We start from the raw sequence: 13,426 nt of genomic DNA on the forward strand, positions 1-13,426 counted from the left end.
TTGCCCGCGAACGTCGTCAGGATAAACTCCGCGCCCAGGCCCGCCGCCGCATCCTTGCAGGCAGGCCCTTGCCTGCCCTGCAAGCCCCCGCCTTGCCTGGTGCCATCCATCGAACGGACTCTTATGAAAGCTGCGCTCTACAGCGGTCTCCTGCTGGCTCTGGCCATCGCCGTCTTGCTCTGGCGAATCGGCACCCCGGTTGATAGCAGCCAATGCGCCAACACGGCCCCGGGGCCCCTGACCGGTTTCATCCGCCAGCACTTCAGCGATCGTCAGGGAGCCGACTGGCGCGACGACGGCAGTGCCTTGGGCATTCTTGGCGTTGCCGAGGCCCAGCCGTTCGCCCGCCAACCCGAGCGTTACTACTGCGAAGCCCTGAACCTGCTGCAGGACCCACAGCGAACCCAGACGGAAAAGGTGCATACCACGGCCCTGATGCTGTCCCTGCCCCTCGACTACTACCTGGACCTCATGGACCGCAGCCACCAGCTGTATCAGCGCGGGGCCATGGACCGCCCCGTCCTGACCCTGGTGCTGATACCAAGAGGCACGGCGCTGAACTACTGGTGGCTGCCCCAGTGGCGCTCACGCTTCCAGCGGGATGTACCAGGCATCCTGGCCGAGACCGACATAAAGGAAATCCTGAGTGGCGAACACTGGTTCGACTACCCGGGCAGAGGCTATTGATCAGGCTTGATTGGCGGGCAACACAAACCCGCCAATAGGCGGGTTTGTGAATCTGCATGAGGCTATCTGAACAATTCGGCATGGCTGCCCAGGTCGACAAAGGTCACAAGACCGGCTCGGGCCACGTCATAAATCAGCAGAAAATCGCCACCGATATGACACTCCCTGAAACCGTCCCACTCCCCCTTCAGCGCATGATCGAGGTACTGCGCCGGTAGCGGCTCCCCCAGGAACAGCAGCACCATGACCTTGCGCACTTCGTGCATGTCGCGACGCCCTGCGCGCTGATAGCGCTCCCAGGACTTTTTAAACTCCGGCGTTTGTGCACATTGCCTGGGCAGGTCAGCGCGCTTTGGGTTCCTCTCCGGCCTCGCCATCAGCATCCCTCAACATCTCGTCGATCGAATCGTACTGGCGGCGAATCTCCCGCGCCTGCGCCATGGCACGAGCGGTTTTCTCCGATGGGACACGCACTTCGAAAGGCAGCCCCTGCACGGCCACAACCTGACGCAGGAACAGGCGCATGGCCTCACTGAGGCTCAGCCCACAGGCTTCCAGCACAGCAGTAGCACTCACCTTCAAGTCCTCGTCTATGCGGCAACGCACGTCAGTGGTTTTCAGTAATGCAGCCAAGGTATCACCTCTATTGGTTATTTGTAGCTACGTTGTGGCTACGAAATGCATTCTGGAAGTTTTGCTTTTTTCGGTCAACCGATTTCAGTGGACCCGACTCGTGAACAGGACCTCGTGCACGTTCAGCGACGCCATAGCGGACGAAACCTTCTGCAAGACATCCCCCCCCCCAGCGCCTTGCTGCCTCACGCACCAGCGGCTTATAGTCCGCCGGTCGCTCAAATAGCGACCGGGTTTGGCGACCCGACGAACTACGGTCAGAAGCATCTCTTACTCATTACGGAGATTTACTTATGGACCGCTACATGCCCATCACCGGGCAAGACTGCAATATCCCCTCCCTACTGATCGATACTCAGGCGCCGCTGGATGTGCTCCATGAAGCCGCCGCCTTCCGTATCCGCGCCGTGACCCAGGTGCTGGAGCAACTGGCCCTGAGCGATGCCCTGGGCAAGGACCCGGTACTGGCCCAGGAGCTGGCCCAGCTCTGCGCCATTCCCCTGCGCGATGGCTGCGACCTGATGGATGTGCTGGGAAGGCGCCTGCGCGCCACGCTGATCGCCTGATTGAAAGCGGCTGCTGTGGCGAGGGAGCTTGCTCCCGCTCGGCCGCGCAGCGGTCGTAAAACCTGCCGGCGCGATTCATCAGGCTCACCGCGTAGACGTTGGTGGGGGCGCTGCGCACCCCATCGGGAGCAAGCTCCCTCGCTACAGAAGAAAAAACGCCGCGTTCTCGGCCAGAGAAGGCGGCGTTTTTTGTTACTGACGGTCCTCAGGCAGCGCTGAACAGCTTGTGCGGGTCGATGACGAATTTCTTCGGCACGCCGGCATCGAACTCGCCATAGCCACGCGGAGCGTCGTCGAGGCTGATGACTTCAACCCCCACCACGTCGGCAATGTTGATGCGGTCCCACATGATGGCTTGCATCAGTTGGCGGTTGTACTTCATCACCGGGGTCTGGCCGGTGTGGAAGCTGTGGGACTTGGCCCAGCCCAAGCCGAAGCGGATGCTCAGGCTGCCCATCTTCGCCGCGGCGTCCACGGCGCCCGGGTCTTCGGTGACGTACAGGCCGGGAATACCGATCTTGCCCGCCACCCGCACCACGCCCATCAGCGAGTTGAGCACGGTGGCCGGGGCTTCGTGCTGGGCACCGGCATGGCCGTGACCACGGGCTTCAAAGCCCACGGCGTCCACCGCGCAATCCACTTCCGGCTCGCCCAGCAGCGCGGCGATCTGTTCGTGCAGCGGGGTGTCCTTGGACAGGTCGGCAATTTCAAAACCCTGGGCCTTGGCGTGGGCCAAACGCACCGGGTTGACGTCACCGACGATCACCACCGCCGCCCCCAGCAGGCGCGCCGAAGCGGCAGCCGCCAGACCGACCGGGCCGGCACCGGCCACATACACAGTGCTGCCCGGGCCAACGCCCGCAGTCACCGCGCCGTGGTAGCCGGTGGGCAGGATATCGGAGAGGCAGGTCAGGTCGCGGATTTTCTCCATGGCCTTGTCGCGGTTCGGCAGTTTCAGCAGGTTGAAGTCGGCATAAGGCACCAGCACGTACTCGGCCTGGCCGCCGGTCCAGTCGCCCATGTCGACGTAGCCGTAGGCGCCGCCGGCGCGGGCCGGGTTGACGGTCAGGCAGACACCGGTGTGTTGTTCCTTGCAGGAACGGCAGCGCCCGCAAGCCACGTTGAACGGCACCGACACCAGATCACCGATCTTCAGGTTCTCGACGTCGCTGCCCTTCTCGATCACTTCACCGGTGATTTCATGGCCCAGCACCAGACCGACCTGGGCGGTGGTACGGCCACGGACCATGTGTTGGTCCGAACCGCAGATGTTGGTGGAGACTACGCGCAGGATGACGCCGTGCTCGATCTTCCTGCCGCGCGGGTCCTGCATTTTTGGATAGTCGATTTTCTGTACCTCGACCTTGCCGCTGCCCAGATACACGACACCACGATTACCAGACATGTCACTCACCTCTTTAGTTGTTGTTGTGACGAGAGAAAAACCAGCTTCAAGCGGCAAGCTACAAGCCGCAAGAAGTGTGTGCGCCGCATTGCTCTTGCGGCTTGAAGCTTGCAGCTTGTCGCTAAAGAACGACCGTTCGGTTGCCGTTAAGGAAGACTCTGCGTTCGATGTGGTAGCCCACCGCCCGGGCCAGGGTCAGGCCTTCGATGTCGCGGCCCTTGGCGATCAGGTCCTCGGGGTAGTAGCTGTGGTCCACCACCTCCACGCCCTGGGCGATGATCGGGCCTTCGTCCAGGTCGTTGTTGATGTAGTGCGCGGTGGCGCCCACCAGTTTCACGCCTTTGTTGTAGGCCTGGTGATAGGGCTTGGCGCCCTTGAAACCCGGCAACAGCGAGTGGTGGATGTTGATGGCCTTGCCGTCGAGCTTGCGGCACAGCTCCGGCGACAGCACTTGCATGTAGCGGGCAAGGATCACCAGCTCGGCGCCCGAGTCCTCGATCACCTGCCACACCTGGCGCTCCTGGGACGGCTTGTCGTTGGGGTCGAGGGGGAAGTGGTGGTAGGGAATCTGGTGCCAGTCGGCCAGGGGCTTGAGGTCCGGGTGGTTGGACACCACCGCCACCACATCCATGGGCAACTGGCCGATGCGCTGGCGATAGAGCAGGTCGTTGAGGCAGTGATCGGCCTTGGAGACCATGATCACCACCTTCGGCCGGTAGTTGGGCGCGGTCAGCTCGAAGTTCATCTCGAACGCCTTGGCCCGCTCGGCCAGGCCCTGGCGGAAGCCTTGCTCGTCCAGGCCATCGGGCTGGCGAAACTCCACGCGAATGAAGAAGCGGCCGGAAAGCCGGTCATCGAAGGAATGATGCTCGGTGACGTAGCAGCCCTGCTCGAACAGAAAGCGGGTCACCGCGTCCACCGTGCCGAGCACGCTGGGGCAATCGGCGGTGAGAATCCAGGTATCGGGGGCGCGGCTCATGGGGAGTAACTCCTGTTCGTTGGGGCAACCGCAGCGCGGTCGATTCTCTGTAGGAGCGAGCTTGCTCGCGAAAAATCCAACGGCGCTGTGGTCTTCCGGGAATCCATTCTTCGCGAGTTCGCGAGCAAGCTCGCTCCTACCGGGCCAAGCCGGGTTCAGGCCTGCACGCTGAGGCCATATTCAGCGGCGGCATCCTGCAGCCACATCCACCAGTAATCGGAGAAGCTGCGGCGCACCAGCAGTTCCCAGGTGTCTTCGCCGGTGCGGCGGATCACCAGTTGCGACTTGGCGAACACCGTGCCCACCGCCTTGCCCACCGGGAAGTTGTTGGGGTGCACGTCGTAGCTGGTGGACTTCATCAGCACCTGGCGCACGTTGGGGCCGGAGAGTTCGAGGATCTGCTGGCCGCCGCTGACGTTGACGATCTGGATGTGCAGGTCGCCCAGGGCGGCGCGCAGGTTCTGCTCGGCGGCGAATTCTTCGCCGCTGGGTACGATCAGCAACCACTCATCCGGGCCCAGCCATTGCAGGCTGCTGTCACCCTTGACCACCACGCTCAGGGCGCCGGGCAATTCGATGCCCAGGGCCTTGTGCACGCCGGCGGCGAAAGCCGGGTCGTGGCCGTCGCCACGGATCGTCAGGTGGCCGAGGAGTTTTTTCTCGCGCAGGATCACCCCGGCGTTCTTGCGGCCCTTGCCCACCAGGCTCGGCAGGTCGGCGTGATGCAACGACGACTCGGCCTTGGCCCCGGTGGTGGGGCGCTGTTGGTAAACGTTGACTGCGGTCATGGAGCACCTGTCCTTTATTCTGTGGTCCGGTTCCGGTTGCCGCCGCCAGGGGCTGCGGTCGCGTGGGAACCGGGCGCAAGCTTTTGCTTCCCGGGAAGGTCCGGCGGACCTTGGCGCAGCCTGCGGCAACGGCTACAGGCTGCGCCTCGGGTTCATGTCATACGTTCTGGCGATCGCCCTTGGGGTCGAAGAACACCGAGGAAACGATTTCCGCCTCGATCACCCGGCCGTCGGCCAGGGGCGCGAAGACCCGCTCGCCCAGGCGCTGGAGGCCGCCCTTGACCACGCCCAGGGCAAAGGAATAACCCAGGGAGTTGTGGGCGTAGCTGGAGGTCACGTGACCGACCATGCTCATCGGAATCGCCTGCTTGGGGTTGAACACCAGTTGCGCGCCTTCCGGCAGCCACTGGGTCGGGTCGATCGGCTTGAGGCCCACCAGTTGCTTGCGCTGCTCGCGCACGCAGTCCTCGCGGTTCATCCCGCGCCAGCCGATCCACGAGAACGGTTTGGTGCGGCCCACGCACCAGCCCATGTTCAGGTCGTCCGGGGTCATCGAGCCGTCGGTGTCCTGGCCGACGATGATGAAGCCCTTCTCGGCCCGCAGTACGTGCATGGTTTCGGTGCCATACGGGGTCAGGTTGTACTTCTTGCCGGCCTCGACGATCTGCTCCAGCACGCCCATGGCGTAGTCGGCCTGGACGTTGACCTCGTAGGACAGCTCGCCGGTGAAGGAGATGCGGAACACCCGCGCCGGCACGCCGCCCACCAGGCCTTCCTTCCAGGTCATGAACGGGAAGCCGTCCTTGTCCAGGTCGATGTCGGTGACTTCGCTCAGCAGCTTGCGGCTGTTGGGGCCCGACAGGGTCATGGTGGCCCAGTGGTCGGTGACCGAGGTGAAGTACACCTTGAGGTCTGGCCATTCAGTCTGCTGGTAGATTTCCAGCCACTGCAGCACGCGGGCCGCGCCGCCGGTGGTGGTGGTCATCAGGAAGTGGTTGTCGGCCAGACAGGCGGTCACGCCGTCGTCGAAGACCATGCCGTCTTCCTTGCACATCAGGCCGTAGCGGGCCTTGCCCACGTCGAGCTTGGTCCAGGCGTTGGTGTAGATGCGATTGAGGAACTCGCGGGCATCCGGGCCCTGGATATCGATCTTGCCCAGGGTCGAGGCGTCAAGCAGGCCGACGCTGTCGCGCACCGCCAGGCATTCACGCTTGACTGCGGCATGCAGGTCTTCGCCGTTTTTCGGGAAGTACCAGGGGCGCTTCCATTGGCCGACGTCTTCAAACTCGGCGCCGTTCTTCACATGCCAGGCGTGCAGCGCGGTGAAGCGCACCGGCTCGAAGATGTGCCCACAGTGACGCCCGGCCACCGCGCCGAAGGTGATCGGCGTGTAGTTGGGGCGGAACATGGTGGTGCCCATCTGCGGGATGCTGACGTTCAGCGAACGGGCGGCAATGGCCAGGCCGTTGACGTTGCCCAGCTTGCCCTGGTCGGTGCCGAAACCCAGCGCGGTGTAGCGCTTGACGTGCTCCACCGACTCGAAGCCTTCGCGGGTCGCCAGTTCGATGGCGGCGGCGGTGACGTCGTTCTGCAGGTCGACGAACTGCTTGGGCGCCCGCGCCGTGCCTTTTTCATGGGGCACCTGGAACAGCGCCAGGGTCGGTTCTTCAAGACGGGTCAGGGCCTTGGGCAACACGCCCTCGACGCTCTGGAACCCGGCTTCGCTGGCGGCGCGCACACCGCCCTCGAAACCATCGGCCAGGGTATCGCCCAGGCTGTAGACGCCATTGATGCCACCGACGCACACGCGTTTCTGCGGCGCTTCACCGGGCACGAAACCGAGGATGTCTTCACGCCACACCGGCTTGCCACCCAGGTGCGAGGCCAGGTGCACCACCGGGCTGTAGCCGCCGGAGCTGGCGATCAGGTCGCAATCGAGCCATTCGCCGGGGCTGGTGACCTTGTGCGCCTTGACGTCGATGGCCGCCACTCGCGCGCCGGTCACGTGCTTGCTGCCACGGGCTTCGATCACCGCGCTGGAGGTGAGGATGCGGATGCCCTTGGCCCGGGCTTCTTCCACCAGGGCGCCGCGGGGGTTGTGCCGCGCATCGGCGATGGCCACCACTTGCAGGCTGGCGTCGAGCCAGTCCAGGGCCACGCGGTAGGCGTGGTCATTGTTGGTGGACAGCACCAGCTTCTTGCCCGGGGCCACGCCGTAGCGACGCACGTAGGTCGATACCGCGCCAGCCAGCATGTTTCCCGGCACGTCGTTGTTGCCGTAGACCAGCGGCCGCTCGTGGGCACCGGTGGCCAGCACCACGCGCTTGGCGCGGACCCGGTGGATACGCTGGCGCACCTGGCCGATGGGCGCGCGGTCGCCGAGGTGATCGGTAAGGCGCTCGTGAATGGTCAGGAAGTTATGGTCGTGGTAGCCGTTGACCGTGGCCCGTGGCAGCAGCAACACGTCCGGCAGCGACTTGAGCTCGGCGATCACGCTGGCCACCCACTCCACCGCCGGCTTGCCGTCGAGGCTTTCGCGGCTGTCCAGCAGGCTGCCGCCGAACTCTTCCTGCTCGTCGGCCAGGATCACCCGGGCGCCGCTACGGGCAGCCGCCAAAGCAGCGGCCAGACCGGCCGGGCCAGCACCGACAATCAGCACGTCGCAGTGCTGGTTCATGTTGTCGTAGGTGTCCGGATCGTTCTCGGTAGGCGAGCGACCCAGGCCCGCGGCCTTGCGGATGTACTTCTCGTAAGTCATCCAGAACGACTGCGGGTACATGAAGGTTTTGTAGTAGAAACCCGGCGGCATCAGCTTGCCGCCGACCTTGCCGAGAATCCCCATCATGTCGTTGTTGACGCTGGGCCAGCCGTTGGTGCTGGTGGCCACCAGGCCCTGGTACAGCGCCTGTTGGGTGGCGCGCACGTTGGGGATCTGGGTGGCTTCGGTGGCGCCGATCTGCAGCACCGCGTTGGGCTCTTCGCAGCCGGCGGCGAAGATGCCCCGGGGCCGCGAATACTTGAAGCTGCGGCCGATGATGTCCACGCCGTTGGCCAGCAGGGCCGAGGCCAGGGTGTCGCCTTCAAAGCCTTTGTAGGTCTGGCCGTTGAAGGTGAAGGTGAGGACTTTGTTGCGGTCGATGCGTCCGCCGTTGGACAGGCGATTGCTCTGGCTCATACCTTCTCTCCAGCAGCCTTGGCGGTGAACTGCGGCTTGGTGCCAATCTTGTAGGTTTCAAGAATTTCGTAGGTCACGGTGTCGCGGGTGGCGTTGAAGTACTGACGGCAACCGGCGGCGTGGATCCACAACTCGTGGTGCAGCCCGCGCGGGTTGTCGCGAAAGAACATGTAGTCGCCCCACTCCTCGTCGGTGCAGGCGTTGGGGTCCAGCGGCCGGGGAATGTGCGCCTGGCCAGACGAATGGAATTCCTCTTCGGAGCGCAGTTCGCCGCAGTGAGGACAGAAGATATGCAACATAGGGAGTTGTCCTTTTAGTGGGCGACCGCAGCAGCGCCGTGTTCGTCGATCAGCGCACCGTTGTGGAAACGGTCGATGGAGAAAGGGGCGGCCAATGGATGCATCTCGCCCTTGGCCAGGCTCGCGGCAAACACGTTGCCCGAGCCCGGGGTGGCCTTGAAGCCGCCGGTGCCCCAACCGCAGTTGAAGAACATGTTCGGCACCGGGGTCTTGGAAATGATCGGGCAGGCGTCCGGGCTGGTGTCGACGATGCCGCCCCACTGGCGGTTCATGCGCACCCGGGACAGCACCGGGAACATCTCGACGATGGCCTGGATGGTGTGTTCGATCACCGGGTAGGAACCGCGCTGGCCGTAGCCGACCCAGCCGTCGATACCGGCGCCGATCACCAGGTCGCCCTTGTCCGACTGGCTGATGTAGCCGTGCACCGCGTTGGACATGATCACGCTGTCGATGATGGGTTTGATCGGTTCCGACACCAGCGCTTGCAGCGGGTGGGACTCGATCGGCAGGCGGAAGCCCGCGAGCTTGGCCATGTGCCCGGAGTTACCGGCGGTGACCACGCCGACGCGCTTGGCGCCGATAAAGCCCTTGTTGGTCTCGACGCCGATGCACACGCCGTTTTCCTTGCGGAAACCAATCACTTCGGTCTGCTGGATCAGGTCCACGCCCAGGGCGTCGGCGGCCCGGGCAAAGCCCCAGGCCACGGCGTCGTGACGGGCCACGCCGCCGCGCCGTTGCACGGTGGCGCCGAGGATCGGGTAACGGGTGTTCTTCGAGCAGTCCAGGTAGGGGATTTCGTCCGCCACCTGCTGGGTGTTGAGCAACTCGCCATCGATGCCGTTGAGGCGGTTGGCACTGACCCGACGCTCGGAATCACGGATGTCCTGCAGGGTGTGGCACAGGTTGTAGACCCCGCGCTGGGAGAACATCACGTTGTAGTTGAGGTCCTGGGACAGGCCTTCCCACAATTTCATCGCGTGCTCATACAGCTGCGCCGACTCGTCCCACAGGTAGTTGGAGCGCACGATGGTGGTGTTGCGCGCGGTGTTGCCGCCACCCAGCCAGCCCTTTTCCACCACCGCGACGTTGGTGATGCCGTGCTCCTTGGCCAGGTAATAGGCGGTGGCCAGGCCATGCCCGCCACCGCCGACGATGACCACGTCATAGACCTTTTTCGGGGTCGGCGTGCGCCACATGCGCTGCCAGTTTTCATGGTGGCTGAGAGAGTGCTTGAAGAGGCCGAAGCCCGAATAGCGTTGCATAGTCATTGCTCCAGTTGCGGCTCTCAGCGGTAAACCGGGAAATCAGCGCACAGGGCTGCCACCTGGCGAGCGACATTGGCCTCGACATCGGCATCGCCGAGGTGGTCGAGGATGTCGCAGATCCAACCGGCCAGTTCAGTGCACTGGGTGACCTTGAATCCGCGGGTGGTGACCGCCGGGGTGCCAATGCGCAGGCCAGAAGTGACAAACGGCGACTGCGGGTCGTTGGGCACGGCGTTCTTGTTCACGGTGATGTGGGCGCGGCCCAGAGCGGCATCGGCATCCTTGCCGGTCAGGCCCTGACGAATCAGGCTGACCAGGAACAGATGGTTGTCGGTGCCGCCGGACACTACATCGTAGCCGCGTTTGATAAATACGCCGGCCATGGCCTGGGCGTTGTCGATCACCTGTTGCTGGTAGGCCTTGAACCCGGGTTCCAGGGCTTCCTTGAAGCACACCGCCTTGGCGGCGATCACGTGCATCAGCGGACCGCCCTGGGCGCCGGGGAACACCGCGGCGTTGAGTTTCTTCTCGATCTCTTCGTTGGCCTTGGCCAGGATCAGGCCGCCACGGGGACCGCGCAGGGTCTTGTGGGTGGTGGTGGTGACCACGTCGGCATAAGGCAGCGGGTTGGGGTACAGACCGGCGGCTACCAGCCCGGCGACGTGGGCCATGTCGACGAACAGCAGCGCCCCGACCTTGTCGGCGATCTGCCGGAAGCGCGGGAAGTCCAGGGTCTTGGAGTAAGCGGAGAAGCCGGCGACGATCATCTTCGGCTTGTGTTCCACGGCCAGGCGCTCGACTTCGTCGTAGTCGATCAGCCCGGTAGTGGTGTCGATGCCGTATTGCACCGCGTTGTACAGCTTGCCCGAGGACGACACCTTGGCGCCGTGAGTCAGGTGGCCGCCATGGGCCAGGCTCATGCCCAGAATGGTGTCGCCGGCCTGCAGCAGCGCCAGGTACACCGCACTGTTGGCGGAAGAGCCGGAGTGTGGCTGGACGTTGGCGTAATCGGCGCCGAACAGCTGCTTGGCGCGCTCGATGGCCAGGGCCTCGACCTTGTCCACATGCTCGCAGCCACCGTAGTAGCGCTTGCCCGGGTAGCCTTCGGCGTACTTGTTGGTCAAACCGCTGCCTTGGGCCTGCATCACTCGCTTGCTGGTGTAGTTCTCCGACGCGATCAGCTCGATGTGATCTTCCTGGCGTTGTTCCTCGGCATTGATCGCCGCCAGCAGTGCATCGTCGTAACCCTGGATCTGGTCTTGCTTGCTGAACATCACGTCTCTCCCAGCGGCGGCGCTGCGCCTTTCGTCTCGGTGAGGCCAGCCTTAAAGCTGCGCCCTTTGGATGCGATGGTATGACCGGCAAGGGGAACTCAAATGCCTATGGACGCCACGCAAAGGTGCGTTTACGACATGCCTTGGCGCCCACGGACAAATGCCCGACCGCGCCACCCGCCGACGGCTCTGGCCCGGGCCTGTCCCTTCCCCGCAGGAGCCGCCCTGCCAGCGAACAGCCCCCCAAGCCAGACGCAAACCCGACGGACGCCTTCGCCGGCAAGCCGGCTCCCACACAAAAGCGGCGCCCACCTCCCCCTCGTAGGAGCTGGCTTGCCAGCGAACAGGCCCTCAAGCCAGACGCAAAGCCAACGAACGCCTTCGCCGGCAAGCCGGCTCCTACAGGGCGGCGCGCAGGGCCAGCAGCAGAAGAAAATGCAGGGGATACAGTCCATATGCCCAACGCCGCATCGCCGGCACCGAGCAACCGCGCAACGCCCGCAGCAGCATCACCCCAAACAGTGGCGCCAACAGACAAGCGGCAATACCGCAGGTCGCCACCCAATTGCCCAGGCGCGCCGCCGGGAACAAGGTCTGCCATTGATTGGCCGCCAGGCACAGCGCTCCAGGCAGCAGGCTGAAATACCAGGGGCGACGCAGCACCAGCAGCAGGGCCAGCGGCAGCATCACCCCAAACGCACCGAACATCAGCCATTCACTGCCCCCCAAAGCCAGGACCAGGGCCAACAGGCCGAGCCCCCGATCCAGTCGCCGAGGCCGCTGCCAGCCGCGGGCCACCAGCAAACCCAGGGCCAGGGTCGGCAGCACGTTCAAGGTGTCGGGGTCAGGCACGAACAGGCGATAGGGAATCTCACTGAGCCCGCTGAACAGCAGCAGCCAGCCCAGGTAGCGCCATTGCCCAACCTGATGGCCAGACAGATCAACAACCCGCGTCAGATTCACCGCCATCGCCAGACAGAACCAGGGAAACGCCAGGCGCCCCGGCACGTACAGCCAGTCCAGGCTCAAGCCCACATACCGCAGGTGATCCAGCACCATGCTCAGCAGCGCCAGCCACTTCAGCGCATCCAGCGCCCCATCACGCCGGCGGTTGTCGGTTTTCAGCATTGCATCACGCATAAATCCTTATGGGCCATGCATTAATCCGCCGTAAACAGAGCGTGTGCTGGGCCATTATTCTTGGGTAAAGTGCGCACCATCATCGACCACGGAGCCGGCCATGACCGACAAGAGCCAACAATTCGCCAGCGACAACTACTCCGGCATCTGCCCCGAAGCCTGGGCCGCCATGGAGCAGGCCAACCACGGCCACGAGCGCGCTTACGGCGACGACCAGTGGACCGCTCGCGCCGCCGATTATTTCCGCAAGCTCTTTGAAACCGACTGCGAAGTGTTCTTCGCCTTCAACGGCACCGCCGCCAACTCCCTGGCCCTGTCGTCGCTGTGCCAGAGTTACCACAGCGTGATCTGCTCGGAAACCGCCCACGTCGAAACCGACGAGTGCGGCGCTCCGGAGTTCTTCTCCAACGGTTCCAAGCTGCTGATCGCCGGCACCCAGAACGGCAAGCTGACCCCGGAATCGATCCGCGAGATCGCCCTCAAGCGCCAGGACATCCACTATCCCAAGCCGCGGGTGGTGACCCTGACCCAGGCCACCGAAGTGGGCAGCGTCTACACCCCGGAAGAAGTCCGCGCCATCAGCGCCACCTGCAAGGAACTGGGGCTGAACCTGCACATGGACGGCGCGCGCTTCTCCAACGCCTGCGCCTTCCTCGGCTGCACCCCGGCGGAACTGACCTGGAAGGCCGGCGTCGACGTGCTGTGCTTTGGCGGCACGAAAAACGGCATGGCGGTGGGGGAAGCGATCCTGTTCTTCAACCACCAGCTGGCGGAAGACTTCGACTACCGCTGCAAGCAGGCCGGGCAACTGGCCTCGAAAATGCGCTTTCTCTCGGCGCCCTGGGTCGGCCTGCTGGAAAACGACGCCTGGCTCAAGCACGCCCGCCACGCCAACCACTGTGCACAGTTGCTGGCCCAGCTGGTGGCCGACATCCCTGGCGTGGAGCTGATGTTCCCGGTGCAGGCCAACGGCGTGTTCCTGCAACTCTCGGAACCGGCGATTGCCGCGCTGACCGCCAAGGGCTGGCGCTTCTACACCTTCATCGGCAAGGGCGGCGCGCGCTTCATGTGCTCCTGGGACACCGAAGAAGAGCGCGTGCGCGAACTGGCGGCCGACATCCGCACCGTGATGAGCGCCTGACCCACCTTTCTGACCGGAGGGTTTCCTGTGGCGGGGGAGCTTGCTCCCGCTGCGCCGGCCGGGGCGCAGCG

At 64.2% G+C, this 13,426-nt stretch carries 13 protein-coding genes; 3 read left to right on the plus strand and 10 right to left on the minus strand.

Translation table 11 applies throughout. The annotated features are described in order from the left end of the window. Positions 1 to 123 precede the first annotated feature (123 nt). Positions 124 to 687 carry a hypothetical protein gene (locus DNK59_RS17445; RefSeq protein ID WP_110724038.1) on the plus strand — a complete coding sequence of 188 codons (564 nt, stop codon included), beginning with the start codon at positions 124 to 126 and terminating at the stop codon, positions 685 to 687. Positions 688 to 749: 62 nt separating this feature from the next. Here DNK59_RS17445 and DNK59_RS17450 read toward each other — a convergent pair whose 3' ends face one another. Together DNK59_RS17450 and DNK59_RS17455 are read right to left on the minus strand one after the other, a co-directional pair. Further along, positions 750 to 1,070, minus strand: a complete 321-nt coding sequence (locus tag DNK59_RS17450; protein WP_371920300.1) for a type II toxin-antitoxin system YafQ family toxin — start codon at positions 1,068 to 1,070, stop codon at positions 750 to 752. Then, positions 1,030 to 1,320, minus strand: a complete 291-nt coding sequence (locus DNK59_RS17455; RefSeq protein ID WP_016963051.1) for a type II toxin-antitoxin system RelB/DinJ family antitoxin — start codon at positions 1,318 to 1,320, stop codon at positions 1,030 to 1,032. Before DNK59_RS17455 ends, DNK59_RS17450 begins: the two co-directional genes overlap by 41 nt. Before the next feature lie 293 nt (positions 1,321 to 1,613). On the opposite strand from DNK59_RS17455, the gene DNK59_RS17465 reads away from it, so the two are divergent. Then, positions 1,614 to 1,886, plus strand: coding sequence for a hypothetical protein (locus DNK59_RS17465; RefSeq protein ID WP_092309094.1), 273 nt, complete (start codon positions 1,614 to 1,616; stop codon positions 1,884 to 1,886). A gap of 205 nt (positions 1,887 to 2,091) precedes the next feature. Here the strand turns inward: DNK59_RS17465 and fdhA are convergent, their stop codons facing one another. The 8 genes from fdhA to DNK59_RS17505 all read right to left on the minus strand — a co-directional run bounded on the left by fdhA (position 2,092) and on the right by DNK59_RS17505 (position 12,214). Beyond that, positions 2,092 to 3,291: a formaldehyde dehydrogenase, glutathione-independent gene (gene fdhA, locus DNK59_RS17470; protein WP_110724040.1), complete on the minus strand. Its 1,200-nt coding sequence runs from the start codon at positions 3,289 to 3,291 to the stop codon at positions 2,092 to 2,094. Positions 3,292 to 3,412: 121 nt separating this feature from the next. Further along, the gene (purU, locus tag DNK59_RS17475) at positions 3,413 to 4,270 is read right to left on the minus strand and encodes a formyltetrahydrofolate deformylase (protein ID WP_110724041.1); all 858 of its coding nucleotides are present in this window, start codon (positions 4,268 to 4,270) and stop codon (positions 3,413 to 3,415) included. 155 nt (positions 4,271 to 4,425) lie between these two features. Continuing rightward, entirely contained in the window at positions 4,426 to 5,058 is a 633-nt protein-coding gene (locus DNK59_RS17480) for a sarcosine oxidase subunit gamma (RefSeq protein ID WP_110724042.1), read from the minus strand. A gap of 157 nt (positions 5,059 to 5,215) precedes the next feature. Next, positions 5,216 to 8,233, minus strand: a complete 3,018-nt coding sequence (locus DNK59_RS17485) for a sarcosine oxidase subunit alpha (protein ID WP_110724043.1) — start codon at positions 8,231 to 8,233, stop codon at positions 5,216 to 5,218. Continuing rightward, positions 8,230 to 8,532 carry a sarcosine oxidase subunit delta gene (locus DNK59_RS17490; protein WP_011063902.1) on the minus strand — a complete coding sequence of 101 codons (303 nt, stop codon included), beginning with the start codon at positions 8,530 to 8,532 and terminating at the stop codon, positions 8,230 to 8,232. Before DNK59_RS17490 ends, DNK59_RS17485 begins: the two co-directional genes overlap by 4 nt. 14 nt (positions 8,533 to 8,546) lie before the next feature. Continuing rightward, entirely contained in the window at positions 8,547 to 9,797 is a 1,251-nt protein-coding gene (locus DNK59_RS17495; protein ID WP_016964291.1) for a sarcosine oxidase subunit beta family protein, read from the minus strand. Positions 9,798 to 9,820: 23 nt separating this feature from the next. Beyond that, the gene (locus tag DNK59_RS17500; protein ID WP_047306418.1) at positions 9,821 to 11,074 is read right to left on the minus strand and encodes a serine hydroxymethyltransferase; all 1,254 of its coding nucleotides are present in this window, start codon (positions 11,072 to 11,074) and stop codon (positions 9,821 to 9,823) included. Between the two features lie 399 nt (positions 11,075 to 11,473). Continuing rightward, on the minus strand, positions 11,474 to 12,214 hold the full coding sequence (locus DNK59_RS17505; RefSeq protein WP_110724044.1) for a TraX family protein: 741 nt from the start codon (positions 12,212 to 12,214) through the stop codon (positions 11,474 to 11,476). 100 nt (positions 12,215 to 12,314) lie between these two features. Between DNK59_RS17505 and DNK59_RS17510 the strand changes: the two genes are divergently transcribed. Next, positions 12,315 to 13,355: a low specificity L-threonine aldolase gene (locus tag DNK59_RS17510; protein ID WP_110724045.1), complete on the plus strand. Its 1,041-nt coding sequence runs from the start codon at positions 12,315 to 12,317 to the stop codon at positions 13,353 to 13,355. The last annotated feature ends 71 nt before the right edge of the window (positions 13,356 to 13,426 follow it).

It is taken from the genome of Pseudomonas sp. TKO26, assembly GCF_003225665.1.
GTDB classification, from domain to species: Bacteria; Pseudomonadota; Gammaproteobacteria; order Pseudomonadales; family Pseudomonadaceae; genus Aquipseudomonas; species Aquipseudomonas saponiphila.

Coding starts and splice junctions, on each gene's coding strand:
- DNK59_RS17485 (WP_110724043.1), bottom strand. CDS start 8,233: ATGAGCCAGAGCAATCGCCTGTCCAACGGCGGACGCATCGACCGCAAC.
- DNK59_RS17490 (WP_011063902.1), bottom strand. CDS start 8,532: ATGTTGCATATCTTCTGTCCTCACTGCGGCGAACTGCGCTCCGAAGAG.
- fdhA (WP_110724040.1), bottom strand. CDS start 3,291: ATGTCTGGTAATCGTGGTGTCGTGTATCTGGGCAGCGGCAAGGTCGAG.
- DNK59_RS17445 (WP_110724038.1), top strand. CDS start 124: ATGAAAGCTGCGCTCTACAGCGGTCTCCTGCTGGCTCTGGCCATCGCC.
- DNK59_RS17500 (WP_047306418.1), bottom strand. CDS start 11,074: ATGTTCAGCAAGCAAGACCAGATCCAGGGTTACGACGATGCACTGCTG.
- DNK59_RS17495 (WP_016964291.1), bottom strand. CDS start 9,797: ATGCAACGCTATTCGGGCTTCGGCCTCTTCAAGCACTCTCTCAGCCAC.
- DNK59_RS17480 (WP_110724042.1), bottom strand. CDS start 5,058: ATGACCGCAGTCAACGTTTACCAACAGCGCCCCACCACCGGGGCCAAG.
- DNK59_RS17505 (WP_110724044.1), bottom strand. CDS start 12,214: ATGCGTGATGCAATGCTGAAAACCGACAACCGCCGGCGTGATGGGGCG.
- purU (WP_110724041.1), bottom strand. CDS start 4,270: ATGAGCCGCGCCCCCGATACCTGGATTCTCACCGCCGATTGCCCCAGC.
- DNK59_RS17510 (WP_110724045.1), top strand. CDS start 12,315: ATGACCGACAAGAGCCAACAATTCGCCAGCGACAACTACTCCGGCATC.
- DNK59_RS17465 (WP_092309094.1), top strand. CDS start 1,614: ATGGACCGCTACATGCCCATCACCGGGCAAGACTGCAATATCCCCTCC.
- DNK59_RS17450 (WP_371920300.1), bottom strand. CDS start 1,070: ATGCTGATGGCGAGGCCGGAGAGGAACCCAAAGCGCGCTGACCTGCCC.